This window comes from Micromonospora sp. C95 (genome assembly GCF_018070465.1).
In the GTDB taxonomy this organism is placed as follows: Bacteria; Actinomycetota; Actinomycetes; order Mycobacteriales; family Micromonosporaceae; genus Micromonospora.
This window is the reverse complement of record NZ_JAGPXT010000030.1, coordinates 1-24,532: the sequence shown is the minus strand read 5'-3', so window position 1 is coordinate 24,532 and position 24,532 is coordinate 1. Positions and strand designations below refer to the sequence as shown.

Sequence of the window (24,532 nt, the reverse complement as noted above, 5' to 3'; positions counted from 1 at the left end):
GTAGCGCAGCGGAGTCCCGCAGTCGCGAACGGAAGGCGTGTGCGGTGAGCGCGAGGAATGTAGCGCAGCGGAGTCCCGCAGTCGCGAACGGAAGGTATGCCCGGTGAGCGCGGCGGTGGAACCGGGGGACGGGGGTGCACGGTCCGCGCCGGGCCGGCGCGAGCTGGCGTACGCCGTGCTGCTCAGCCTGGCCGGCGCGGGGTTGGCGCTGTGGGCGGCGACCCGGACCTGGGTGGTCGACGTGGTCGGCCGCTCGGAGCCGATGCTGCTGGTGGAGGAGGGGCGCACGGGTGGGCAGTTGCTGCCGTGGCTGCCGGCCCTGGCCCTCGTCGGGCTGGCCGGCGGCGGCGCGGTACTGGCCACCCGGGGTCGGCCGCGCCGGGTGCTCGGCGGGCTGTTGACCCTGCTCGGCCTGGCCGTGGCGGCCGGTGGTGGTTACGGGCTCGTCGGTGATCTCGGGGATCTGGTCACCTGGCAGTGGCCGGCGCTCACCCTGATCGGCGGGGTCGTCGCCGCCGGTGGCGGTTCGTTGACCCTGCTGCGTGGTCACCGCTGGCCGGCGATGGGTGCCCGCTACGAACGCCGGCCGCGCCGACCGGTTGGGACCAGTGGGCCGATCGGTGGTGCCGGCACCGTCGAGGCGTGGGAGGCGCTGGACCGGGGCGAGGACCCGACGATCCGCTGACCGGCCGGACGGCGCGTGTGGGGTCCAGCTGTCGCCGTACCGGGCGGAGCGGCGTGTTCAGCCGACCGGCTGGCGGGCGCGGGCGCGGGCGGCGGTGAGTTCCGCGACGAGGCGGTCCAGCTCGGCCCGCTGGTCGGCTCGGGCCCGGTCGGCGCAGATGGCCTCCCAGGCGTTGCCGGCGGCGGTCCGCATCCGGTCCGGCCCGACCATCGCCCGCTCCAACGTGTGGACGACACCGACGGCGAGCGACGCGACGGTGCGCGAGATGGTGGTGAGTCCGATGGTCTGCTGCGGCGCGGAGGTACTCATGATCACCCCGGGGAGAGATCGTCGTGGCGGTGGGGCAGGCGCGTCATCGAGTGTGCCCGAGCCCGATGCTGCTCGGCGCGGGTTTCGTGGTGATGACTGCACCGTCAACTCTGCGGTAGGGGGTGTGACCGGCACAGGGACCTTGGTCCTTGAGCTTGGTCACAGCATCGACGTGGCCGGATCGCTGGCCTGCGGTCGGACGGCCGGAGCGCCCGTACATGGGCGAACGTCGATGGTGTCGTGACGCAGAGTGATGACCTGTGCGCGCAAGTCGGCCATTATGCCGCAGCCCGATTCGTGAGGAGCGCCATACCCCCGGCGGTCGGGTCCAGGTGGGGCCCCCTAGCATCGGCCCATGACACCCGGAGAGGGGAGTCCGTTGGTGACTGCTGAACATGCGCACGCGGAGGGGAACGAGGCCGGCCCGGCGGCGCCCGTCAGCGTGCTCGACGAGATCCTGGCCGGCGTCCGGGAGGACGTGGCCCGGCGGCAGGAGCAGGTTCCGCTGGAGCGGATCCGTGAACTGGCCGCCGCCGCGCCGCCGCCGCTCGACGCGTACGCGGCGCTGCGCCGGCCCGGCGTCGCCGTCATCGCCGAGGTGAAGCGCGCCTCGCCGTCCAAGGGCAAGCTGGCCGAGATCGCCGACCCGGCGGACCTGGCCGGCGAGTACGCGGCCGGTGGGGCCCGGGCGATAAGCGTGCTCACCGAGGGACGCTGGTTCGGTGGGTCACTCGACGACCTGGCCGCCGTGCGGGCTGCGGTGAACATTCCGGTGCTGCGCAAGGACTTCGTGGTCTCCAGCTACCAGGTGCACGAGGCCCGCGCGCACGGTGCCGACCTGGTGCTGCTGATCGTCGCGGCGCTCGAGCAGAACGTGCTTGTCGGTCTGCTGGAGCGGATCGAGTCGCTGGGCATGACCGCGCTGGTCGAGGTGCACGACGAGGAGGAGGCCGACCGGGCCATGGAGGCTGGTGCACAGGTCATCGGGGTCAACGCCCGTGACCTGCGTACCCTTCAGGTCGACCGGTCGGTGTTCGAGCGGATCGCGCCCGGCCTGCCGAGCCACGTCGTCAAGATCGCGGAGTCGGGGGTACGCGGCCCGCACGACCTGATCCGGTACGCCTCGGCCGGCGCCGACGCCGTCCTGGTCGGTGAGGGACTGGTCACCCAGAAGAGTCCCCGGGAGGCGGTGGCCGAGCTGGTGAACGCCGGCAACCACCCGGCGACCCCCCGCCCGGCGCGCTGATCCGCGTCGGGCGACCCCTTGCGAGCGAGAGGACCCGCGATGAGTGCTGACGCCACGGGCATCGAGGTGCCGGCGCAGTTTCCCGACGCCGCCGGCCATTTCGGCACGTTCGGCGGCCGGTTCGTGCCGGAGGCACTCGTCGCCGCCCTCGACGAGCTGGCGTCGGCGCACCGGGCGGCGATGGCCGACGAGACGTTCCGGACCGAGTTCGCCGACCTGTTGCGCGACTACGCGGGCACACCGTCGCTGCTCTACGAGGCCCGCCGGTTCTCCGCCCGGGCCGGTGCCCGGGTGCTGCTCAAGCGGGAGGACCTCAACCACACCGGCGCGCACAAGGTGCGCAACGTGCTCGGTCAGGCGCTGCTGACCCGGCGGATGGGCAAGCGGCGGGTGATCGCGGAGACCGGTGCCGGCCAGCACGGCGTCGCCACCGCCACCGCCGCCGCCCTGTTCGACCTGGAGTGCGTGGTCTACATGGGGCAGGTCGACACCGAACGGCAGGCGCTGAACGTGGCCCGGATGCGGATGCTCGGCGCCACCGTCGTACCGGTGACGACCGGCTCGCGCACCCTCAAGGACGCGATGAACGAGGCGATGCGGGACTGGGTCGCCAACGTCGACGAGACCCACTACCTGATCGGTACCGCCGCCGGGCCGCACCCCTTCCCGGCGCTGGTCCGCGACTTCGTGCGGGGCATCGGTGCGGAGGCCCGGGCGCAGTGCCTGGAGCTGACCGGTGCGCTGCCCGACGCGGTGACCGCCTGTGTCGGTGGTGGCTCCAACGCGCTGGGCATCTTCCACGCCTTCACCGACGACCCTCAGGTGCGGCTGTACGGCTTCGAGGCCGGCGGCGACGGGGTGGACACCGGCCGGCACGCGGCAAGCATCACCGGCGGCTCCACCGGCGTCCTGCACGGCACCCGGACCTTCGTCCTCCAGGACGCCGACGGGCAGACGCAGGAGTCGCACTCGATCTCCGCCGGTCTGGACTACCCGGGCGTGGGCCCGGAGCACGCCTGGCTGCACGACACCGGCCGGGCCACGTACCTGCCGGTCACCGACGACGAGGCGATGGCCGCGTTCGAGCTGCTCTGCCGGACCGAGGGGATCATCCCCGCGATCGAGAGCGCGCACGCCCTGGCCGGCACCCTGGCCATCGCGCCGAAGCTCGCCGCCGAGTTGGGCCGGCAGCCCACCATCGTGGTCAACCTCTCCGGCCGGGGTGACAAGGACGTGCACACCGCCGGTGAGTACTTCGGCATCCTCGACAAGGAGTGAGGCCATGAGCGAGCGGACCAGCCGGATCGGGGTGGCGTTCGACAAGGCCCGGGCGGACGGCCGGGCGTTGCTGGTCGGCTGCATGCCGGCCGGATTTCCCACCGTCGAGGGCAGCATCGCCGCGATGAAGGCGATGGTCGCCGCGGGCGTCGACGTGATCGAGGTGGAGATCCCGTACTCCGACCCGGTGATGGACGGCCCGGTGATCCAGCGGGCCAGCGACATCGCGCTGGCCGGCGGCGTACGCACCCGGGACACCTTGCGCATCGTCGAGGCGGTGGCCGCCACCGGCGCCCCGGTGGTCACGATGACCTACTGGAACCCGATCGAGCGGTACGGCGTCGACACCTTCGCCCGGGACCTCGCCGCGGCCGGCGGCACCGGGCTGATCACCCCCGACCTGATCCCGGAGGAGGCCGGCGAGTGGCTGGCCGCCTCGGACGCGCACGGGCTGGACCGCACGTTCCTGGTCGCGCCGTCGTCGACCGACGAGCGGCTGGCGATGACCGCCGCGCACTGCCGGGGCTTCGTCTACGCCACCGCGATCATGGGCGTCACCGGTGCCCGGTCACAGACCTCCCAGGCGGCGCCGGTGCTGGTGTCGCGGGTGCGGGAGGTCACCGACCTGCCGGTCGGCGTCGGCCTGGGCGTGGGCACCGGGGCACAGGCCGCCACCGTGGCCGGGTACGCCGACGCGGTCATCGTCGGCAGCGCACTCATCCGCTGCCTGCTCGACGCCCCCGACGAGGCGACCGCCCTGACCGCCCTGCGCACCCTCAGCACCGAACTGTCCGAAGGCGTCCACCACCCCACCCGCTAAGCCCTCGGCGCCACCCCTCGCCGTCGATCTCGCACTCCCTGTCGCCGTTCTGTGCCGAATGTCGGCTTTGTGGCGACAGGAAGTGCAAGATCGCGGGGGTGGGGTGGGTGGAGTGGGTGGGGGCGCGGGAGACCGGGGTGACGGCGCGGGGGTGCGCAGCGGTAGCGTGTGCACCCGTGAGTCTCGCCTCGCCGACCTCCCTGGCCGCCATCCCGAGTCCGAGCAACGCCGTGTGGCAGCTCGGCCCGTTCCCCATCCGGGCGTACGCGCTGTGCATCCTCGCCGGCATCGCGGTGGCCTGCTGGGTCACCGAGCGGCGGCTGCGCCAGCGTGGCGCGGCCCCCGGCGCGGTGCTCGACATCGCCGTCTGGGCGGTGCCGGCAGGCATCATCGGCGCCCGGATCTACCACGTGATCACCTCACCGGCCCCGTACTTCGGCACCGGCGGGGACTGGTTCAAGATCTTCTTAATTTACGAGGGTGGGCTGGGTATCTGGGGTGCGGTCGCCGGTGGCGCGGTCGGCGCCTGGATCGGGGCCCGGCAACTGGGCATGCCGCTGACGGTGGTCGCCGACGCGCTGGCGCCGGGTCTGCCGCTGGCCCAGGCGATCGGTCGGCTGGGCAACTGGTTCAACAACGAGCTGTACGGCGGGCGGACCGACCTGCCCTGGGGGCTGGAGATCCACCGGATGGAGGGCGGGCAGGCGGCGCGTGGCGAGGCCGGCCAGCCGATCCTGGAGGAGGGGCTCTACCACCCGACCTTCGCGTACGAGTTGCTGTGGAACGTCGGCGTCGCCGCGATGGTGTACTTCCTCGACCGTAAGCTGCGGCTCGGCCGGGGACGCGCCTTCGCCCTCTACGTGATGGGCTACACCGCCGGCCGGTTCTGGATCGAGATGATGCGTACCGACGACGCCAACACGATCCTCGGCGTACGGATCAACGTCTGGACCGCGGCGCTGGTCTTCCTCGGCGCTCTCATCTACTTCCTGCGGGTGCGCGGGTCACGGGAGTATCTGATCCCGGCGGGACTGCCGACCGTTGCCACCGCGCCGTCCGCCACCTCCGACGTCTCGCAGGTGGACCTGTCGGCCAAGGGCGCCACCACCGAGCCGGCCAGACCCGAGGGTTACCGCGTGGTCGACGAGGAGCAGTTCGCGCACTGGCGCCGGACGGGCGAGGCGCCACCCGACGCGGGCTCCCAGCCCGATCCGGGCCGGTCGGACGACGAGGCGACCACGGCACCCCGGCCGTCGGCTGAGCGGCCCGAAGGGGCGGCTGGCGGGCTCGCCGAGTCGGCTGGTGAGGGCGGCGGGTCGGCCGGTGGCCGAGCCGACGACGCGCACGCCGCGTCGGCGTCGGGCACACCGGCCGAGGGTACGGCTGCGGAGTCCGCCACCGAGCGCGACAGCTGAGGTCAGGGGGCGCCATGCGGACCGCGGTGGTGGTCGGCGGTGGGCTGGGCGGCCTGGCGGTCTCCGGTGCGCTGGCCCGTTCGGGCTGGCAGGTCACCCTCCTGGAGCGGGCCGACCGGATCCGCCCGGAGCCGGCCGCCGTGGTGCTCTGGCCCAACGGGGTCCGGGCGCTGCGCACCCTCGGGCTCGGCGCCGGTCTGGACGCCATCGCCACCGTCCTGCCCGACGGCGGAGTACGCCGCCCGGACGGGCACTGGCTGGTGCAACCACGGCCGACGCCGGCCGAACGCCGGCCGGTGGTGGTGCACCGGGAGGACCTGCACGACGCGCTGATCGCTGGCCTCGGCGAGCGGGTCGAGCTGCGGACCGGGGTGACGGTGCGGACGGTGCGCGCGGCCGCCGGCGAGCGGCCGGCCGTCGGTGACGGTCGGCACACGTACGAAGCGGACCTCGTCGTCGCGGCCGACGGCACGGACAGCGTGATCCGTCGTCAGCTCGCCCCCTCCTCGGGGGTGGTCAGCTCCGGCTGCGCCGCCTGGCGGGCGGTGATCCCGTGGTACCGCGCGCCGAGCCTGCCCGATTCGGTGGGCGGCGAGATCCTCGGCGCCGGTTACCGGTTCGTGTCCGCCTCGCTCGGCGAGCGCGGCTCCTCCGGCGCCTCCAGCCGGGGCGGCATCTACTGGATGGCCACCGCGGCGGGTGCCGCCCGCCCCGAACCGCCCGAGACGCAGTTGGCGCTGCTGCGTCGCTGGTACGCCGGCTGGCCCGCGCCGGTCGACGAGCTGCTGGCCGCGACCGACCCGGCCGACCTGGTGCAGCGGGAGATCCGGGAGCTGCGCCCGCTGCCCCGGGCGTTCGGCTTTCCGGCCGGCCCGGGCGGGGTGGTGCTGCTCGGCGATGCCGCGCACGCCATGCCGCCGCACCTCGGGCAGGGTGCCTGCCTGGCCTTCGAGGACGCCGCGACGCTCGCCGCGCTGCTGCGCGAGTCGACCCTGCCGGACGCGGTGGTGGCCTACGACCGGGCGCGGCGGCCCCGTGCGGCGGCCGTGGTCCGGCAGACCCGCCGGATGTCCGCCGTGCTGCGCACCCGGGGCCGCCTGGCCCTGCGCGCCCGCGACGCCGCCCTGGGCACCATCACCCCCCGCCTGCTCGGCACCGCCGCCAACATCGCCACCCAATGGCGGCCACCAGCCTGACCGCTGCCTCCCTGCCCAGCGTGGCCCACTGGCTGCCTGCCGAGCCGGAACGTCACCCTCGACGACCTCGCTGCCCGGATCGACCGCGTCGGCATATTGATCACGGCTCGCACACATGATCTTCCCGACAGTGTCGAACAAATGCCGCAGGCTGCGGTTTCGAGGCGTCGACAAATCGAGATGTGCGAGAGAAGGTGAGTGGCCAATTCATGAGGGTGTCTACATTGGTCACCGCACCGGCGTGCCGACGTCCGGCGGCCAACTCAGGTGCCGTGCGGGAACCATTCTCGAGACGATGCGGGTACCAGCAACAACACGCCGACGGCCGCGTATCCCACCATCCGCGAGACCGTCAGGACGTCGATGTCAGGAAGTGCCGTCAAGCCGTACGCGATGTTGAAGGCGCCGAAGCCGACCGCCAGGATCCGGGCGCGCCCGACCTGGCGCCACAACCCGTACGCGAAGGCCAGCGAAAGGAGGATCAGCCCCACGGCGAAAATCGTCGACCTCGGCTCTGTCGCCCCCGGTGCGGTGCTCGTCTTGAACTGGACGGCCTGGATGGCGCTCGCCAGCAGGAAGATAATCGCGGCCGCGACGACCGGGATGGGAACGCGTGGTTGACCCTGATCGATCATCGACACATGGTAGGTGTTGATCGTTTGCACCGACCAGAGCGGACGGACCCGCGGGCGTCGCCCCCGATTGTCGGATCGGGCAGTTGCGGGACGGGTCGTCAGGTGGTGACCGCGGCGGGTTCGGCCACGCAGGCGGTGCCGACGCGGTGGAAACCGACGCGCAGGTAGACCCGGGCGATCTCCTCGTTGCCCGCGGAGAGGAACACCAGGTCGGTTCCGTCGGCGAGCAGGGCGTGGGCAAGGGTGGCGGTGACCGCGGCGGCCAGGCCACGGCGGCGGGCGCTGGGCAGGGTGGCCACCCCGGCGATCTCGGCGACGTCGCCGACCCGCATGGCCATCCCGCTGGCCAACTCGCCTTCCATGGCGGTGCCGGCGAGTGCCGAGAGGCGAGTGCCGTCGGCGATCTTGGCCCGCTCCTCGTCGACCGCCGCTGCGTCCAACCCGATCATGGCGGCGTCCCGCTCGGCGGCTCCGGCCCCGCCCCGCGCGGTGCCGGGAGCGGCGAATCCCACCGCCGCCACGGCCCGCCGGGCGGCCACGGCGTCGGCCAGGTCCTCGTCCGCCGGATCGAGAAGCCGTACCGACACGTCCTCGGCGCAATCCCGGTGGAGCAGGGTCGCCGGGTCGGGCAGGGCGGCCGGGTCCAGCACCATCAGCGGTGCTTCGAGCACGGCCAGGCCGGCGGAGCGGGCCACCGGGAGCAGTTCCGGGTCGAGGTCGTGCACCCACTCCAGTGTCTCGGGCAGGCCCAACTCCCGCTGCCGGGTGCGGACTGCCGTCAGGTCGGCCAGCGACGGCGAGCGGCCGGCGGTCGGCCGCGGTCGGGCGTAGAACGGCCATCCCGGGCCTTCCCGGACGAACAGCACCAGATCGCCGTGATCTTCCACACGGGCCGCGTCCCGGGGCACCGCGTCGTAGAACCGTTCCAACCGGTCGAGGAGGTCGGTACGCTCGGAATCCACGGCGCGAGACTACCGGTCCCAGACTCTGGACGGTGTGATCAATCTGCACTGGCCTTGCGTGCCGGGCCCTAACGTAGACTCAATAGTCCGATCCAGGGCCGACGTCGTCCCGACCATGATCCAGCCTGAGCGACGACAGGAGGCCCGGTGGCCCTTGCGTACCCACACCGCCCCCAGCCGGCGCTGCGAGAGGGCCAGGTAGCGTCCCCTGCCGGCCTGCACGACCCCGCGTACGAGCATGACGCGTGCGGCGTGGCCTTCGTCGCGGACCTGCACGGCCGACGCTCGCACACGGTGGTCGCCAACGGCCTCGGCGCGCTGTGCCGGCTGGACCACCGTGGTGCCCGGGGCGCCGAACCGAACACCGGTGACGGCGCCGGCATCATGATCCAGGTGCCGGACGCGTTCCTGCGCGCGGTGGTCGACTTCGCGCTGCCCCCGGCGGGCGAGTACGCCACCGGTCTGGTCTTCCTGACCGACGACGACGCCGCCGAGGCCCGGGCCCGGCAGGTGGTCGAGAAGTACGCCCTGGTCGAGGGGGCCGAGGTGCTCGGCTGGCGGGACGTCCCGGTGGACCCGAGCGACCTCGGTGAGACGGCGCTGGCGGCGATGCCCCGCGTCCGTCAGGTCTTCCTCGCGGCGAAGCGGCTCACCGACACCCCCGCCGGTCCGGCCGGTGCCCAACTGGGCGGCATCGAGCTGGAGCGGGTCGCCTTCTGCGTGCGCAAGCAGGCCGAACGCGAGTCGGCCGAGCGGGGGGTGCCGGCGTACTTCCCGTCGCTGTCCGGCCGGACCCTGGTCTACAAGGGGATGCTCACCCCGGACCAGCTGCCCGCGTTCTACCCGGACCTCACCGACGAGCGGGTGACCAGCGCCATCGCCCTGGTGCACTCCCGGTTCTCCACGAACACCTTCCCGTCCTGGCCGCTGGCGCACCCGTACCGCTTCATCGCGCACAACGGTGAGATCAACACCATCCGGGGCAACCGGAACTGGATGCAGGCCCGCGAGGCGTTGCTGCGTACGCCCGACCTGCCGGGCAACATCCGGCGGGTCTTCCCGATCTGCACCCCGGCCGCCTCCGACTCGGCCAACTTCGACGAGGTCCTCGAACTGCTGCACCTGGCCGGGCGCAGCCTGCCGCACGCGGTGCTGATGATGATCCCGGAGGCGTGGGAGAACGACCCGGACATGCGCGCCGACAAGCGCGCCTTCTACCGGTTCCACGCCAGCCTGATGGAGCCGTGGGACGGGCCGGCCTCGGTCGCCTTCACCGACGGCGAGATCGTCGGCGCGGTGCTCGACCGCAACGGTCTGCGGCCGGGCCGCTGGTGGCAGACGTCGGACGGCCTGGTGGTGCTGGGCAGCGAGGCGGGCGTCCTCGACCTCGACCCGGCCACCGTGGTGGCCAAGGGCCGGCTCCAGCCGGGCCGGATGTTCCTGGTCGACACCGTCGCCGGCCGGATCGTGCACGACGACGAGATCAAGACCGAGTTGGCCGCCGCCCAGCCGTACGGCGACTGGCTGCACGCCGGGCTGATCGAGATGGACGACCTGCCGGCCCGCGACCACGTCGTCTACACCCACGACTCGGTGCGCCGCCGCCAGCAGACCTTCGGCTACACCGAGGAGGAGCTGAAGATCCTGCTCGCGCCGATGGCGCGGACCGGCGCGGAGCCGATCGGCTCGATGGGCACCGACACCCCGATCTCTCCGCTGTCCACCCGGCCCCGGCTGCTCTACGACTACTTCCACCAACTGTTCGCCCAGGTCACCAACCCTCCGCTGGACGCCATCCGGGAGGAGCTGGTGACCAGCCTGGCCACCACCATCGGCCCGGAGGGCAACCTGCTCGATCCCGGCCCGGCGAGCTGCCGGCAGATCGTGCTGCCCTACCCGGTGATCGACAACGACGAGCTGGCGAAGATCCTCTGCATCGACGAGGACGGTGACCTGCCCGGCTTCAAGGCGGTACGGGTCTCCGGGCTCTACCGCATCCGCGACGGTGGCGCCGGGATCAGGGCCCGGCTGACCGAGATCTGCCGGCACGTCTCCGAGGCGATCGAGGACGGCGTACGGATCCTGGTGCTCTCCGACCGGGACTCCAACGCCGACCTGGCCCCGATCCCGTCGCTGCTGCTCACCGCGGCGGTGCACCAGCACCTGGTCCGGGAGCAGACCCGGACCCAGGTCGCGCTGATCGTCGAGTCGGGCGACTGCCGCGAGGTGCACCACGCGGCCGTGCTGATCGGCTACGGGGCGGCGGCGGTCAACCCGTACCTGGCCTTCGAGTCGGTGGAGGACATGATCTCCACCGGCGTGCTGGCCGGGGTCGAGCCACGGGCCGCGATCCGCAACTACGTCAAGGCGCTCGGCAAGGGCGTCCTGAAGATCATGTCCAAGATGGGCATCTCGACCGTGTCGTCGTACTGCGGCGCGCAGGTCTTCGAGGCGGTCGGGCTGGACACCCGACTGGTCGAGCGGTATTTCCGGGGCACACCGAGCACGATCAGCGGCGTCGGCCTCGACGGCATCCACACCGAGGTGGCCGCCCGGCACGCGCTGGCCTGGCCGGCGCCCGGCGCCGAGGCGGTCGACCTGCTGCCGGTGGGCGGCGAGTACCAGTGGCGCCGCGAGGGCGAGCTGCACCTGTTCAACCCGGAGACGGTCTTCCTGCTCCAGCACGCCACCCGCAGCCGGCAGTACGACGTCTTCCGCCAGTACACCGCGAAGGTCGACGAGCTGGCCGCGCAGGCGGGTTCGTTGCGTGGGCTGTTCCGGCTGCGCGACGGTGTGCTGCCGCCGGTGCCGATCGAGGAGGTGGAGCCGGCCAGCGAGATCGTCAAGCGGTTCGCCACCGGCGCCATGTCGTACGGGTCGATCTCGGCCGAGTCGCACGAGACCCTCGCCGTCGCGATGAACCGGCTCGGCGGCAAGTCCAACACCGGCGAGGGCGGGGAGGACGTCGAGCGACTGCACGACCCGGCCCGCCGGTCCGCCGTCAAGCAGATCGCCAGCGGCCGGTTCGGTGTGACGAGCGAGTACCTGGTCAACGCCGACGACCTCCAGATCAAGATGGCGCAGGGGGCAAAGCCCGGCGAGGGTGGACAGCTGCCCGGCAACAAGGTCTGGCCGTGGATCGCCCGTACCCGGCACGCCACCCCCGGCGTCGGCCTGATCTCGCCGCCGCCGCACCACGACATCTACTCCATCGAGGACCTCGCCCAACTGGTGCACGACCTCAAGTGCGTCAACCCGGCCGCCCGGGTGCACGTGAAGCTGGTCAGCGAGGTCGGTGTCGGCACCGTCGCCGCCGGGGTGGCCAAGCTCAAGGCCGACGTCATCCTGATCTCCGGCCATGACGGCGGCACCGGCGCGTCTCCGCTGAACTCGCTCAAGCACGCCGGTACGCCGTGGGAGCTGGGCCTGGCCGAGGCGCAGCAGACGCTGCTGCTCAACAAGCTGCGTGACCGGGTCACCGTGCAGGTCGACGGGCAGCTCAAGACCGGCCGGGACGTGATCGTCGCGGCGCTGCTCGGGGCCGAGGAGTTCGGCTTCGCCACCGCTCCGCTGATCGTCTCCGGCTGCATCATGATGCGGGTCTGTCACCTCGACACCTGCCCGGTGGGTATCGCCACCCAGAACCCGGTGCTGCGCGAGCGCTACACCGGCAAGCCCGAGTTCGTGGAGAACTTCTTCCTGTTCCTCGCCGAGGAGATCCGCGGTTACCTGGCCGAGCTGGGCCTGCGCAGCATCGACGAGGCGATCGGGCGTACCGAGCTGCTCGACGTGGCACCGGCGGTCGAGCACTGGAAGGCCGGTGGGCTCGACCTCGGTCGGGTACTGCACCTGCCGGAACTGCCCGAGGGCGCGGCCCGGCGCGGCGTACGCGCCCAGGACCACGGCCTTGAGCTGGCTCTGGACAACGAGCTGATCGCCCTCGCCGAGCCGGCGCTGCGCGCCGCCGGTCCCGACGAGTCGGTGCCGTTGGTGCGCGCCGAGGTGGCGATCCGCAACGAGCACCGCAGCGTCGGCGCGATGCTCGGCGGTGCGGTCACCCGCCGCCACGGCGGTGCCGGCCTGCCGGCCGACACCATCGAGTTCACCCTGCGCGGCACCGCCGGGCAGTCCTTCGGCGCGTTCCTGCCCCGCGGGGTGACCCTGCGCCTGCACGGCGACGCCAACGACTACGTGGGCAAGGGACTCTCCGGTGGCAGGCTGGTCGTCCGGCCGGACGCGGCGGCACCGTTCGTGTCCGCCGACGCCGAGGCGGGCGGCCGGGCCGAGGACCAGATCATCGCCGGCAACACCATTCTGTACGGGGCTACCGCCGGTGAGGTGTTCCTGCGGGGCCGGGTGGGGGAGCGGTTCGCGGTCCGCAACTCGGGCGCGGTGACGGTCGTCGAGGGCGTCGGCGACCACGGCTGCGAGTACATGACCGGCGGCACCGTGGTGGTGCTCGGCCCGACCGGCCGCAACTTCGCCGCCGGCATGTCCGGCGGGACGGCGTTCGTCTGGAACCTCGACCGGCGCCGGGTCAACACCGAACTTGTCGACCTGTCCGCGCCGAGCGAGGCGGAACGCACCCGCCTGCACGAGCTGGTGCAGCGACACTTCGCCGAGACCGACTCGGCGATCGCCGAGCAGCTGCTCAAGCGCTGGCCGGAGGCGGTGGAGGAGTTCACCGCCGTGGTACCCCGGGACTACCGCCGGGTGATGGAGATCATGCGGGCCGCCGAAGCCGCCGGCCAGGACGTCGACGACGCGGTGATGAGCGCGCTGGCGGTGCCGGCCGCCGGCTCGGCCGCGCCGGTCCCGCCCGCCCCGCGGGCGGTCGCCCAGGAGGTGGCTCGTGCCTGACCCGAACGGTTTCCTGCGCTACGGCCGGCGGTTGCCGGCCCGCCGGCCGGTGCCGGTGCGGATCAGCGACTGGCGGGAGGTCTACCCGCCGGCCGGTGCGGAACTGATCCGCGAGCAGGCCACCCGCTGCATGGACTGCGGCATCCCGTTTTGCCACGACGGCTGCCCGTTGGGCAACCGCATCCCGGACTGGAACGACCTGGTCCGCACCGGCAACTGGGACGCCGCGGTGGAGTCGCTGCACGCCACGAACAACTTCCCCGAGTTCACCGGCCGGCTCTGCCCGGCGCCCTGTGAGGCCGCGTGTGTGCTCGGCATCGCCGGTGGCGAGCCGGTGACCATCAAGCAGGTCGAGGTGGAGATCGCCGACGCGGCCGCGGCCGGGGGGCTGACGCCGCGTCCGGCATCGGCACCGTCCGGCCGGTCGGTCGCGGTGGTCGGCTCCGGGCCGGCCGGGCTCGCCGCCGCGCAGCAACTGGCCCGCGCGGGACACGCGGTGACCGTGTACGAGCGCGACGACGCGCTCGGTGGCCTGATGCGGTACGGCATCCCCGACTTCAAGTTGGAGAAGCGACACATCGACGCCCGGGTGGCGCAACTGCGCGCCGAGGGGGTCGCCTTCCGCGCCGGGGTGGACGTCGGGGTCGACGTCACCGCCGAGCAGCTGCGCGCCGAACACGACGCGGTGCTGCTGGCCTGCGGCGCGTTGCAGGGCCGCGACACCGACACCCCGGGTCGGCAGCTGCGCGGCGTACACCAGGCGATGGCGCACCTGGTGGCGGCCAACCGGGTGGTCGCGGCGGCCGGCGAGGGCCGTCCGGTGCCGGCCACCCTGGCGGACGGTACGCCGATCGACGCGGCCGACAAGCACGTGGTCATCATCGGCGGTGGCGACACCGCGGCGGACTGCCTGGGCGTGGCGCACCGGCAGGGCGCGGCCGGTGTGCACCAGCTCGACCTGTATCCGCAGCCGCCGCGCGCCCGGGACGAGGGGCGCGACCCGTGGCCGACGTGGCCGTGGATCCTGCGCGAGTACCCGGCCCACGAGGAGGGTGGCGAGCGGGTCTTCGCGGTGGCGGTGCAGGAGTTCGTCGACGACGGCACCGGCGCGGTGCGCGCGGTGCGGATCGCCGAGGTGAGCGTGGAGAAGCGTGACGGCCGGCGGATCGTCACGGTGGTGCCGGGCACCGAGCGGGAACTCCCCGCCGACCTGGTGCTGCTGGCGATCGGCTTCGAGGGCACCGAGGAGCAGCCGCTGCTGGCACAGCTCGGGGTGGCCCGTAACGCGCGGGGCGCGGTCGACTCCCGGGCGGACTGGCAGACCGAGGCCGACGGCGTCTTCGTCGCCGGTGACATGCACCGTGGTGCGTCGCTCATCGTCTGGGCGATCGCCGAGGGGCGGGCCGCCGCCGCGGCGATCCACACGTACCTCGACGGTGTCGGCGCCCTGCCGGCCCCGGTCCACCCGGCCAGCCGACCCCTGGCGGCGCACTGACCCCCAGCCCTCGGAGAGGTCTCGACGAGGCCGCGTCCACGCGGGACGACCGCGCGGACGCGGCCTCTCCTTAACGGCTATTCACTTTATCCAGATGTTTCGATAGCATTACCGACCAGTAACAACCCTTGGCCACGCGCGCGGTTCTCGGGCTCCACCACCACCCCCGTGGAGGTCCGTCATGCCCCACCGTCCGTTGGCCCGCGCCCTGACCGCGCTGGTCGCCCTCCTCACCGCCGCCGTCGGCGCGCTCGCCGTCCCGGGCGTCGCCCAGGCCGCCGCCCCGATCCACTACGTCGCCCTCGGCGACTCGTACTCCTCCGGCGTCGGCGCCGGACCGTACGACCTGTCCACCTGCCTGCGCAGCCAGAAGTCGTACGCCCCGCTGTGGGCCGCCGCCAACAACGTGGCCAGTTTCCGCTTCCCGGCCTGCGGTGGCGCGAAGACCGCCGACGTGCTCGACGACCAACTGGGCTCGCTGTCCGCGACCACCACCATGGTCACCATCACCATCGGCGGCAACGACGCCGGATTCGCCGACGTGATGACCGACTGCCGATTCGGCAGCACCTCCACCTGCACCAACGCCGTCAACGCCGCGAAGGCGTTCGCCACCGGCACCCTGCCGGCCCGGCTGGACAGCACCTACGCCGCCATCCGGCAACGGGCCCCCAACGCCCGACTGATCGTGCTCGGCTACCCGCGACTGTTCGAGACCCGCTACTGCGGACTGCTGGCGATGAGCACCTACAAGCGCACCATCCTCAACGAGGCCGCCGACGTCCTCGCCACCGTGACCGCCGACCGGGCCGCCGCGGCCGGCGCCACCTTCGCCGACACCCGACCCACCTTCGCCGGCCACGGCGTCTGCGGTGCCCAGCCGTGGATCCGGGACGTCACCGGGATCATCGAGGCGTACCACCCGAACGCCGACGGCTACCGCTACGGCTACCTGCCGGCGCTCAACGCGGTCACCGGCTGACCACGCGGTGCGGCCGACGGTCCGGTTCGGACCGTCGGCCGCCGTGCGTCCGGAGCCGGGCGACGCGGCGGTCCGACACGTCCGGTTCGGACACGTGCCGGTGTCGCCGCCGTCCGTTAGGGTTTCTGCGACCAGGCGGCGCTCGGCGGTGAAGGGCAGGGGTGTGGGCAGGCTCGCGTCGACGTACGAGCAGGCGGTCGCCGCCCACCGGGCGGCCCGCGCCCACCTCGAATCCGCCCGCACCGCGCTGAACGCCACCAGCCCGTCAGCCCCGCTGGTCGACACCGACCTGCTGGGCCGGCTGGCCCGGGTCGGCGCCGCGCTGGCCACCCCGACCCCGGGCACCCCACTGGCCCGTCAGCCCGTTCCGGTGCGCGTCGGGGAGGCGGTCACCGCCGGCGGCGGCTTCCCGGTCCTGCTGCCCCTGGGTGCCGGGCACCACCTCGCGATCGACGGTGACGCCCGCCAGCCGGCGGTCGCCGGGCTGCTACGGGCCCTGGTGCTGCGACTGCTGGCCACCGCCGCACCCGGTGGGGTCCGGGTCGCCGCGCTGGACACCGCCGCCCTCGGTGCCACCTTCGGTCCACTGCGACCGCTGCTCGACGCCGGAGTCGTCGACCCGCCAGCCACCACCGAGGCGGAGGTGACCGCGCTGCTCGACGCCGCCGAACGGCATGCCCGGGCCGCCCGGCAGGCCGACCGGCCGGACCAGGACCTGCTGCTGCTGGTCGCCGCGTCCATCCCCGCGCCCCGCGAGGCCGCCCGGCTGGCCGCGCTCACCCACGCCGGCCCGGCCGCCGCCGTCTGCGTGCTGCTCGCCGGCTGGCCGCCGGCCGGGCCGGGCGAGTCCGCCCCACCGCTGGGCGCCACCACCGTGCTGCGGCTGACCGACGGGTACGCCCGGGTCGGTGACCCGCCGGGCACGCCGTTCAGTGCCGACGGCAGTGGCCTGGCCGCTCCGGTGGCCCTCGACGGCGACCCGCCGCCGGCCTCCGTCGCCGCGCTCGCCACCCACCTGGGCGAGGCCGCCCGGCGCGGCGCGGCGGTCGGCTTCGCCGACCTGCTGCCCGGGCAGCGCTGGACCGCCTCCGCCCGCGCGGGCCTGCGCACCGTGGTGGGCCGCGCCGGCCGTGACCCGGTCACCATGGCCTTCGACGACGCCACCCCGCACTGGCTGGTCGGCGGGCGTACCGGCGCCGGCAAGACGGTCTTCCTCCTCGACGTCCTGTACGGCCTGGCCGCCCGTTACTCGCCGGCCGAGTTGCAGCTCTACCTCCTCGACTTCAAGGAGGGGGTCAGCTTCACCGAGTTCGTGCCCACCGAACGCGATCCGTCGTGGCTGCCGCACGCCCGCGCCGTCGGCATCGAGAGCGACCGGGAGTACGGCGTGGCGGTGCTGCGTGAGCTGCGGCGCGAACTGAACCGGCGGGCCACCGCACTCAAGCGGCACGGCGTCACCAAGCTCGCCGACCTGCCCGCCGACACCTCGGTGCCCCGGATCGTCGCGGTGATCGACGAGTTCCACGTGCTGCTCGCCGGCAACGACCCGGTGGCCCGCGAGTCGGTGGACCTGCTGGAGGAACTGGCCCGCAAGGGCCGCTCGTACGGCGTACACCTGGTGCTCGCCAGCCAGAGCACGACCGGGATCGAGGCGCTCTACGGCCGTGCCGAGGCGGTCTTCGGGCAGTTCGCCCTGCGGGTGGCGCTGCCCGGCGGCGGGGGAGTGCTCGACCATCTCAACGACGCCGCGGCGACCCTGCCGGTCGGCTCGGCCGTGGTGAACACCGCCGCCGGCGCGCCCGGCGCGAACACCGTGCTCCGCTTCCCCGACGCGCACGCCTCGACCGGCGAGTTGACCCGGCTGCGCCACGAACTGTGGCAGGCCCGCCCGGCGGGTGCCCGTCCGCCGTCGGTGTTCCGTGGCTACGACACCGCCCGTATCGAGGACGACGCCACCTTCACCGGGTTGCGCCCCGGTGGTCGGCGTCCCCTGGCGCTTGTCGGTCGGACGGTCGACGTGGACGGCACCACCGCCCTGTTCATCATGGACACCGCACCGGGTCGGCACCTGGCCGTGGTCGGCACCTCGTCCGCCGGGGCCGAGGTGCTGCGGGCAGCCACCCTGAGCCTGGCCCGCCAGCACGCCCCCGGCGAGGCGGTGTTCCTGCTCGCTGCGCTGGTCGCCGCCGCCGACGCGGCGGCCGACGACACCGGCGCCACGCTGACCGCCGCCGGGCACCGCGTACAGCGCCTCGACGCCGCCGCCCTGCGCGAGCGGATCCGCGCCCTCGCTGCTGGCGGAGGCGGTGACCGACCGGAGCGCAGCTACCTGGTGGTGTTCGGGATGGACGCCGCCGCCGGCCTGCTCGGCGAGAGCGACCCCACCACGTTCCGTTCCGGCCACGACGATCTGCGGGTGCTGCTGCGGCAGGGGCCCGGCCACGGGGTGCACCTGCTCGGCTGGTGGCGCGGCCTGCGTCGGCTCGCCGACGACCTCGGCGGTACGCAGAACCGCGACGACGTCGCCTGCCTGGTCGCACTGAACGTGCCCGGTGCGGATCTCGGTCTGCACCTCGGCGTGCACGACCTCGCGTACACTCCCCGCGCTGATCGGGCACTGCTGGTGGACCGGCACGACCAGCGGGTCCGGTTGATCGTGCCGTTCGCCCGCGACGGTCACCCCTCCGACGGGCAGGAGTGAGGCGTGTCCACCTTCGACGAGTACGCGGCGCTGGCCCGTCACCTCGCCGTGCAGCACCGCGCCGGCGAGCAGGGCGCTGCCGCCGAGGCCGAACGGCAGCGGGATCTCGGTGCCGCCGTGGAGTACCTCGACCGGCGGCTGGTCGCCCAGGGGCAGCGCCTCGACCACCTCGGCCGCACCATCGGCGTAGCACCGGGCGGCGTCCCTCCCGGCGGGCCGCCTGGTCGACCGCTGAGTCCGCCGGGGTACCCGGGCACCGCCTCCGGGCCGGGGACGGGGTCGGCCGGCGGCGCAGCCGCCGCGCCGGGGCGGCCGGAGGTCGGGGCGTACTCCCCGGTGGGTGTGGGCGAGACAGGCCCGGCGCTGCCGGTGGCGGTGAGCGCGACGGCGGCGGGGGTGCCGAGCCCGCGCGCGGGTGAGGTCGACCCGGCGACGGAGCTGGAGCTGGCCCGGCGCTGGGCCGACGAGGCCGACCGGCACGGACAGCAGGCGGAACTGCTCGCCCAACAACCGGCGCTGCTGCCGACCTGGTCACCGATGGCCCGGGCGGTCGCGGTCTACCTCGGGTTCGCGGGTGTCGCCGTGCTGCTCATGCTGGTGATGGTGCTCGCCTCCGGTGTCGGCGTGGTCGGGCTGAGCACCCTCTACGCCTGGATGTGCGCCGGCCTGCCCGCGGTGTCGCTGATCGGTGGCTGGCTGGTGCTCGGCCGCTGGGGCCGGCCCGCCGTCGGTGCCGCCACCCCACCCCGCTATCCGGTGCTCGGTTTCCTGCTCTGCTTCCTCGCCGTTCCCCTCGCCTACTGCGGCTACCTGCTGCTCTTCCGCGCTCTGCGCTGACCCGGGCGGTCGGCTTCCGATCCGCCGTCCGAGCGGCGGCGCATCGCGTTTCACCGCACGGCAGCGCGGCGGCTGGCAGCGCGGGTGGCCATGGTCCGGGCGCTGTCGAGGTGAGAGCGGGGATGGATCGCGCCGATGCCCCCAAGACCGTCGCCGCCGTCCCTTGCGCTGATGTCCGCTGCCCGGCCGGCGCGGGCGCTGGGGTTTGGGTGCAGTTGTTGTCGTCATGGCAGCAACAGGTGCTCGGTCGCGGCGGGCGGGTGGATCTCGTACGCTCCTGTGTGGTCGCTGTTGGTGAGCGGGCGGCGGCGCCGGTGTGGTGCGATCGTGGGGAGGGTGTGTGAGCGCAGCGGAGATGATCGCCAGGCTGGCGGCGGCGGCGCAGAAGCTGGACGAGGCGAAGGCGAAGACAGCGGCGGCGGCGCAGGACGCGGCCGAGGCCCGCCACCTCGTTGCCGGGGCTCTGCAGGGCGTTGCCGCCGGGCCGCTGATCAACATGATCGACTCGTACCGGCAGGCGCTCGCCCAGGCGGCCCAGGGGCACGAGCCCGCCCGGCAGCACGTCCAGGAGACGATCGCCAAGGTACGCGCGCTGGGCAACTGAGTCGGAAACCGATCGAGGCGGTGGGATGAGCAGCGGCGAGAGACGCGACGGTGGAGTGCTGGACGGTTTCCACATCGGTCAGCTGCCGGCCGGGATCGGCGACGAGGTGTCGGACTTCGCCACCGAGTGGGACGACGTACGCTTCGCCAGCCGGGTCTGGGAGCGGCAGACGCCCGACGGACATCGCGTGGATCTGCGGGTCCACGTGCTGCGGGGGGAGCGGCTGGTCGACCTGACCGCGCTACGGGACTTCCTCGGGGAGTATCACGAGCGCGACCCTGCCGGGTGGCAGCTGAGCGAGTTCCCGCACGGTGACGGCCCTGGCCTGTACGACGGCGGCCAGGCGTTCTGGCTCGTCGAGCCCGGCGTCGCGGTAAACGTGCTGACGATTCCGGAGTTCAGCGAGTCGCTGCTGCCGACCGCCCGGTCCATCCAGGCCGGTGACAGCGACGCGGGGCGGTGACGAGGCTGGCTGCTCAGCGCAGCCACCGTATGCGTTTCTCGACGGTCCGGACCACCCTGCGCCACGCGGCGGTCGCCGGCCCCGAATTCATGGCGTCGAGCCGACGCCGTGCGCCCCATCCGGCGAGTGGTCGGTCGGCGACCCGCATCAGATCGTCGAGCGTGTCGATCGCCGAGCCGGCGCGCAACAGGTCCAACGCCTCGGCGATCCCGAACGCCTCCGCGATGTCCACCATGAGATCGCGGTTGGTGATGAAGAGCCGGGGAACCCAGTCGGTCACCGGCCGCCTGATGCTGTAGAGAATGAGCCCGAAGTCGTACGACCGATCATCGTCGACGCTGATTCCGGCTTTGAGGATCGAGTTCATGAACTCGTCCCAGCCGGGAACACCGGCCAGCTCGTGGGAGCTGGTCTCGGTCAGGTACCGGTGCAGCGTCTCCTTGGCGCGGAACAGGAGCAGCTCGCCGTCGGCGCCGGGAAAGAAGACCACAGACTCCTGGCCTTCGGATCGAGCCGACAGCGTGTGACCCTCGGCGCCATCCGACAACGAGATGGTTATCGGTTCGATGGTCAGCGGTTCCGGTAGATGCGCCGGCTCGTACCGGGGATGCGTCCACCGGGCGCGGGGATGCTGATGCTCGCGTGCCTCCCGCTCGCGGATCCGCGCCAGCCGCTCGGCCTCCGCCCGTTCGCGCACCTCGCGCTCCCGGGCTGCCTGCGCGCGGGCCTCACGCGCCGCGTGTTCCCGAGCCCGTCGTTCGTCAGCCGCCCGCTCCCGGGCCTCCTGTTCGCGCGCCTCGCGTTGCTGGGCTGCCCAGTCGTGGGCCCGTTGCCCGCCGCCCGTCCGCTGGCGCCCCGCGCGTTCGCGTTCATCGGTCTGGCGCTTCGCGCGTTGCTGTTCCTCGGCCTGGCGTTCGCGCGTTTCGCGTTCCCGAACATCGGTGAGAAGTTTGTACGCCCTGTTGATCTGCTGCATCTGCCGGGTCGCTTCTTCGCGCACGTTCTCCGGACTGGACTGATGCTTGTCCGGATGCCAGACCTGCACCAGGATCAGGTAGCGCTGCCGAATCTGCGCCAGCGAAGCATCCCGGCTGACGCCGAGAAGCACGTACGGATCCTGCTCGTTCGGGGACATCGATTCGCCGGATCCTCATGGGTGCTGGACGCGTCCGCCGGTGATGCTAACAGCACCCGTCGATGCGGTGGATCAGGCTGCCTTTCGGGCGAGTGCGGCCCCCGCCACCTTGGATCGCGGTGTTGGGCGTAGCGCTCAAGCGGGGTCGGGCCTGCCAGGGGCCACGTCGGGCGGGACGGTACGTGCTCACGGGCGGCGTGTTCATCCGGCGGCCCTCGCCTCAGCAGGCCGGGCGAGCTGGCGCGGGTTGCGGCGTCTCGCGGTTTCCGGCCGCCGGGAGAGCCCGACACGCCGCAACTCGTGCCGCCGGTCCGGCGCTGGCCCGGGTGCTGCGGGGCGGCCGGGGTTGCGAAGCGGTGGACGGCCCGGTAGGTCATCATGATGCAGATCAGCCGATGGTCCGGGTGCCGACCCGGCGGCCGGTCGGGAGAGTCGAGGATGGCATGGAGTTCCTGACCAGTCCCGAGCTGTGGATCGCGTTCGCGACCCTGCTCCTGCTGGAGATCGTGCTGGGCATCGACAACGTCGTGTTCATCTCGATCCTGTCCGGTCGGTTGCCCGAGCATCAGCAGGCCCGGGCGCGGACGATCGGCATCTCGCTCGCCCTGATCACCCGCCTGCTGTTGCTGGCGTCGTTGTCCTGGATCATCGGGCTGACCGCGCCGCTGTTCACCGTGCTCGGGCAGGAGATATCCGGGCGTGACCTGATCCTGTTGCTCGGCGGGATATTCCTGGTGGGCAAGGCGACGTACGAGATCCACGAGCATCTGGAAGGCTCCGACCACGAGCGCGAGGGCCGCAAGGTGGTCTCGTTCGGCGCGGTCATCGCGCAGATCCTGGTGCTGGACGTGGTCTTCTCGCTCGACTCGGTGATCACCGCGGTCGGCATGGTCGACGAACTCGCCATCATGGTCGCCGCCGTGGTCATCGCGATGATCATCATGCTGGTCTCGGCCGGTGCGGTCAGCAGGTTCGTCAACCAGCACCCGACGGTCAAGATGCTGGCCCTGTCGTTTCTGCTGATCATCGGGGCGAGCCTGATCGCGGAGAGCTTCGACCAGCACATCCCGAAGGGCTACGTGTACGGCCCGATCGCCTTCTCGATCTTCGTGGAGTTCCTCAACCTGCGGGTCCGGGCGCGGCAGCGTCGCCAGCAGGAGAGGCAGCCGGTGCAGTTGCACCCGACGTACGTCAAGCAGGGTGCGCCCCGCACCGAGCCCGATTCGCAGCCGGAGAGCACACCCGCGAGCTGACCCGCGCCGAACTCGACGCCGCACGCACCCACCCGGTGCGTGCGGCGTTCGTCGTACGTGGACAGGTGCCGCCGTGCCCCCGGATGGCCGACACGGACTTCTGCTACTCGTGCGTAACTTTTCATTGACGTTTCTGGATTGTGACCCGCATCATCAGTGCACGGTCGATCGGACACCCCACCGCCTCCACCCGGTAACCCGGGATCCCCTTGGGAGGTGCAGCGATGCTGCTCCGAAAGGCTGTCCCCGTCCTGGCTCTCACGGTCGCCGCCGTCCTCGCGGCTCCCACCAACGCCACCGCCGCTCCATCCGCCACCACCGCTTCACCCGCCACCGCAGCGCCTGCCATCGGCTCACCCGCCACCGCATCGCCCGCCCGTGAAGCCGTGTCCGCACGTGAAGCCCTTTCCGCCCGTGAAGCCGCGCCCACCGGCGAGGCCAAGCCCGGCGGCGTCGCGCCGACCGGTACGGCCGCAGCCGACAGTCTGCGGGCACTGGCCGGTGCCAATCCGGTCATCGTGGTCGGTGGGCTCAGCGGGATCGCGGCCGTCTACGAACCACTCGCCGCCCGACTACGCGCCGACGGGTACCGGGTCTGGATCTACCAGTTGCCCAACCTCGGGCTCGGCGACATCACCGCGTCCGCCGCCGGGCTGCGTGGGTATGTCGGACAGGTACGCGCCGCCGCCGGCGGTGCCAAGGTCGACCTGGTCGCACACTCCGAAGGCGGCCTGGTCAGCCGCTACTACATCAAGGATCTCGGCGGCGGCGGGGCCGTCGAACGCTACGTCAGCCTGGGCACCCCGCAGTACGGCACGTACGTGGCAAACATCGTGTCGTTCCTCGGTCTGGGCAGCTGCGCCGGCGTGGTCGCCTGCCAGCAGATGACCATCGGGTCGTCGTTCCTCACCGCGCTCAACGCGGGCGACGACACCCCGGCACCGGTGCGCTGGACCACGGTGCGCACCTGGCAGGACGAGCTGGTCCGACCGGTGGACAACGCGGTGCTTGCCGACGGGGCGACGAACGTACTGATCCAGTCCCGGTGCCCGCTGCGCGTGGTCGGCCATCTCGGCCTGGTGCTCGACGGCACCACCTACACCGTCGTCCGGCAGGCCCTGCGGGACGTCGCGATCAACCCCAACTGCCTGGCCCTGTGACCCAACCCTGCCGGCCCGGCGACTCCCCGAGTCGCCGGGCCGGCAGCCACCCGACTGACCACCCGCCCCTGACGAATCCCGACCAGACACCAACCCCGACATCCCCGCCCCGGTTCCGGGCGGGCCACGCAGGCAACATCTCCTCGAAGCTGTCGGGTCCGGGCGGGTCGTAGGCAGCAGTTTCCCCGAAGTTGTCGGGTCCGGGCGGGTCGTAGGCAGCACTCTCCCCGAAGTTGCACGGCGCGGCGCGGCACTGCGCACGGCGCGGCACGGCACGGCACTGCGCACGGCGCGGCACGGCGCACGGCGCGGCACGGCGCACGGCGCGGCACGGCGCACGGCGCACGGCGCGGCGCAGGGCGGGGACGGTGTCAGACACCCCAGCTTCTTGGATGTCAAGCTGCGGCGGGTTGGGTGCGGTGTGACCAGGCGGTTGTCTGGTCGTAGTGGGTGGTGTTCTTGAGGCAGCCGTGGAGGATGCCGACGAGGCGGTTGC

Annotated in this window: 19 protein-coding genes; 15 read left to right on the top strand and 4 right to left on the bottom strand. The window is 72.7% G+C overall.

Features of this window, described 5'->3' with window-relative positions:
• Window positions 1-103: 103 nt before the first annotated feature.
• Window positions 104-685, top strand: coding sequence for a Trp biosynthesis-associated membrane protein (locus KBX00_RS24930; RefSeq protein WP_307869071.1), 582 nt, complete (start codon window positions 104-106; stop codon window positions 683-685).
• A 57-nt stretch (window positions 686-742) separates the two neighbouring features.
• On the opposite strand, the gene KBX00_RS24925 is transcribed toward KBX00_RS24930, so the two are convergent.
• Window positions 743-994, bottom strand: a complete 252-nt coding sequence (locus KBX00_RS24925) for a hypothetical protein (protein WP_210830494.1) — start codon at window positions 992-994, stop codon at window positions 743-745.
• 442 nt (window positions 995-1,436) lie between these two features.
• On the opposite strand from KBX00_RS24925, the gene trpC reads away from it, so the two are divergent.
• The 5 genes from trpC (at window position 1,437) to KBX00_RS24900 (ending at window position 6,949) form a co-directional block, all read left to right on the top strand.
• Complete coding sequence (trpC, locus tag KBX00_RS24920; protein WP_210830529.1) at window positions 1,437-2,240, top strand: indole-3-glycerol phosphate synthase TrpC; 804 nt, start codon at window positions 1,437-1,439, stop codon at window positions 2,238-2,240.
• A 39-nt stretch (window positions 2,241-2,279) separates the two neighbouring features.
• A complete protein-coding gene (trpB, locus tag KBX00_RS24915) occupies window positions 2,280-3,518 on the top strand; it encodes a tryptophan synthase subunit beta (RefSeq protein ID WP_210830493.1) in 1,239 nt (412 codons plus the stop codon).
• A gap of 4 nt (window positions 3,519-3,522) precedes the next feature.
• Window positions 3,523-4,338, top strand: coding sequence for a tryptophan synthase subunit alpha (trpA, locus tag KBX00_RS24910; RefSeq protein ID WP_210830492.1), 816 nt, complete (start codon window positions 3,523-3,525; stop codon window positions 4,336-4,338).
• Window positions 4,339-4,514: 176 nt separating this feature from the next.
• Complete coding sequence (gene lgt, locus KBX00_RS24905) at window positions 4,515-5,753, top strand: prolipoprotein diacylglyceryl transferase (protein ID WP_210830491.1); 1,239 nt, start codon at window positions 4,515-4,517, stop codon at window positions 5,751-5,753.
• 14 nt (window positions 5,754-5,767) lie between these two features.
• Window positions 5,768-6,949 carry an NAD(P)/FAD-dependent oxidoreductase gene (locus KBX00_RS24900; protein ID WP_210830490.1) on the top strand — a complete coding sequence of 394 codons (1,182 nt, stop codon included), beginning with the start codon at window positions 5,768-5,770 and terminating at the stop codon, window positions 6,947-6,949.
• Window positions 6,950-7,212: 263 nt separating this feature from the next.
• On the opposite strand, the gene KBX00_RS24895 is transcribed toward KBX00_RS24900, so the two are convergent.
• Window positions 7,213-7,584, bottom strand: coding sequence for a hypothetical protein (locus KBX00_RS24895; RefSeq protein ID WP_210830489.1), 372 nt, complete (start codon window positions 7,582-7,584; stop codon window positions 7,213-7,215).
• A 98-nt stretch (window positions 7,585-7,682) separates the two neighbouring features.
• Window positions 7,683-8,546: a GNAT family N-acetyltransferase gene (locus KBX00_RS24890; RefSeq protein WP_210830488.1), complete on the bottom strand. Its 864-nt coding sequence runs from the start codon at window positions 8,544-8,546 to the stop codon at window positions 7,683-7,685.
• 147 nt (window positions 8,547-8,693) lie between these two features.
• On the opposite strand from KBX00_RS24890, the gene gltB reads away from it, so the two are divergent.
• From gltB to KBX00_RS24855, 7 genes are all read left to right on the top strand, one after another.
• Complete coding sequence (gltB, locus tag KBX00_RS24885; RefSeq protein ID WP_374225363.1) at window positions 8,694-13,406, top strand: glutamate synthase large subunit; 4,713 nt, start codon at window positions 8,694-8,696, stop codon at window positions 13,404-13,406.
• Complete coding sequence (locus KBX00_RS24880; RefSeq protein ID WP_210830487.1) at window positions 13,399-14,901, top strand: glutamate synthase subunit beta; 1,503 nt, start codon at window positions 13,399-13,401, stop codon at window positions 14,899-14,901. The genes gltB and KBX00_RS24880 overlap by 8 nt, the downstream gene beginning before the upstream one ends.
• Before the next feature lie 181 nt (window positions 14,902-15,082).
• Window positions 15,083-15,883, top strand: a complete 801-nt coding sequence (locus KBX00_RS24875) for an SGNH/GDSL hydrolase family protein (protein WP_210830486.1) — start codon at window positions 15,083-15,085, stop codon at window positions 15,881-15,883.
• A gap of 163 nt (window positions 15,884-16,046) precedes the next feature.
• Window positions 16,047-18,584 (top strand): FtsK/SpoIIIE domain-containing protein, encoded by a 2,538-nt coding sequence (locus KBX00_RS24870; RefSeq protein WP_210830485.1) that lies wholly within the window; start codon window positions 16,047-16,049, stop codon window positions 18,582-18,584.
• Window positions 18,585-18,587: 3 nt separating this feature from the next.
• Window positions 18,588-19,421 (top strand): hypothetical protein, encoded by an 834-nt coding sequence (locus tag KBX00_RS24865; protein ID WP_210830484.1) that lies wholly within the window; start codon window positions 18,588-18,590, stop codon window positions 19,419-19,421.
• Window positions 19,422-19,761: 340 nt separating this feature from the next.
• Complete coding sequence (locus KBX00_RS24860; RefSeq protein ID WP_210830483.1) at window positions 19,762-20,025, top strand: DUF6244 family protein; 264 nt, start codon at window positions 19,762-19,764, stop codon at window positions 20,023-20,025.
• Window positions 20,026-20,050: 25 nt separating this feature from the next.
• Window positions 20,051-20,488 (top strand): hypothetical protein, encoded by a 438-nt coding sequence (locus KBX00_RS24855; RefSeq protein WP_210830482.1) that lies wholly within the window; start codon window positions 20,051-20,053, stop codon window positions 20,486-20,488.
• Between the two features lie 13 nt (window positions 20,489-20,501).
• Here KBX00_RS24855 and KBX00_RS24850 read toward each other — a convergent pair whose 3' ends face one another.
• Window positions 20,502-21,623 (bottom strand): J domain-containing protein, encoded by a 1,122-nt coding sequence (locus KBX00_RS24850; RefSeq protein ID WP_210830481.1) that lies wholly within the window; start codon window positions 21,621-21,623, stop codon window positions 20,502-20,504.
• Window positions 21,624-22,066: 443 nt separating this feature from the next.
• Here KBX00_RS24850 and KBX00_RS24845 point away from each other — a divergent pair, with 443 nt between their 5' ends.
• Both KBX00_RS24845 and KBX00_RS24840 read left to right on the top strand, forming a co-directional pair.
• Window positions 22,067-22,876, top strand: coding sequence for a TerC family protein (locus KBX00_RS24845; protein WP_210830480.1), 810 nt, complete (start codon window positions 22,067-22,069; stop codon window positions 22,874-22,876).
• 224 nt (window positions 22,877-23,100) lie between these two features.
• Window positions 23,101-24,036 carry an alpha/beta fold hydrolase gene (locus KBX00_RS24840; RefSeq protein WP_210830479.1) on the top strand — a complete coding sequence of 312 codons (936 nt, stop codon included), beginning with the start codon at window positions 23,101-23,103 and terminating at the stop codon, window positions 24,034-24,036.
• Window positions 24,037-24,532 lie beyond the last annotated feature (496 nt).

Excerpts from the sequence above, each read along its gene's own strand:
- KBX00_RS24925 (WP_210830494.1), bottom strand. The coding sequence starts at position 994 with ATGAGTACCTCCGCGCCGCAGCAGACCATCGGACTCACCACCATCTCG.
- trpB (WP_210830493.1), top strand. The coding sequence starts at position 2,280 with ATGAGTGCTGACGCCACGGGCATCGAGGTGCCGGCGCAGTTTCCCGAC.
- trpA (WP_210830492.1), top strand. The coding sequence starts at position 3,523 with ATGAGCGAGCGGACCAGCCGGATCGGGGTGGCGTTCGACAAGGCCCGG.
- KBX00_RS24900 (WP_210830490.1), top strand. The coding sequence starts at position 5,768 with ATGCGGACCGCGGTGGTGGTCGGCGGTGGGCTGGGCGGCCTGGCGGTC.
- KBX00_RS24895 (WP_210830489.1), bottom strand. The coding sequence starts at position 7,584 with ATGATCGATCAGGGTCAACCACGCGTTCCCATCCCGGTCGTCGCGGCC.
- KBX00_RS24875 (WP_210830486.1), top strand. The coding sequence starts at position 15,083 with ATGCCCCACCGTCCGTTGGCCCGCGCCCTGACCGCGCTGGTCGCCCTC.
- KBX00_RS24855 (WP_210830482.1), top strand. The coding sequence starts at position 20,051 with ATGAGCAGCGGCGAGAGACGCGACGGTGGAGTGCTGGACGGTTTCCAC.
- KBX00_RS24850 (WP_210830481.1), bottom strand. The coding sequence starts at position 21,623 with ATGTCCCCGAACGAGCAGGATCCGTACGTGCTTCTCGGCGTCAGCCGG.
- KBX00_RS24845 (WP_210830480.1), top strand. The coding sequence starts at position 22,067 with ATGGAGTTCCTGACCAGTCCCGAGCTGTGGATCGCGTTCGCGACCCTG.
- KBX00_RS24840 (WP_210830479.1), top strand. The coding sequence starts at position 23,101 with ATGCTGCTCCGAAAGGCTGTCCCCGTCCTGGCTCTCACGGTCGCCGCC.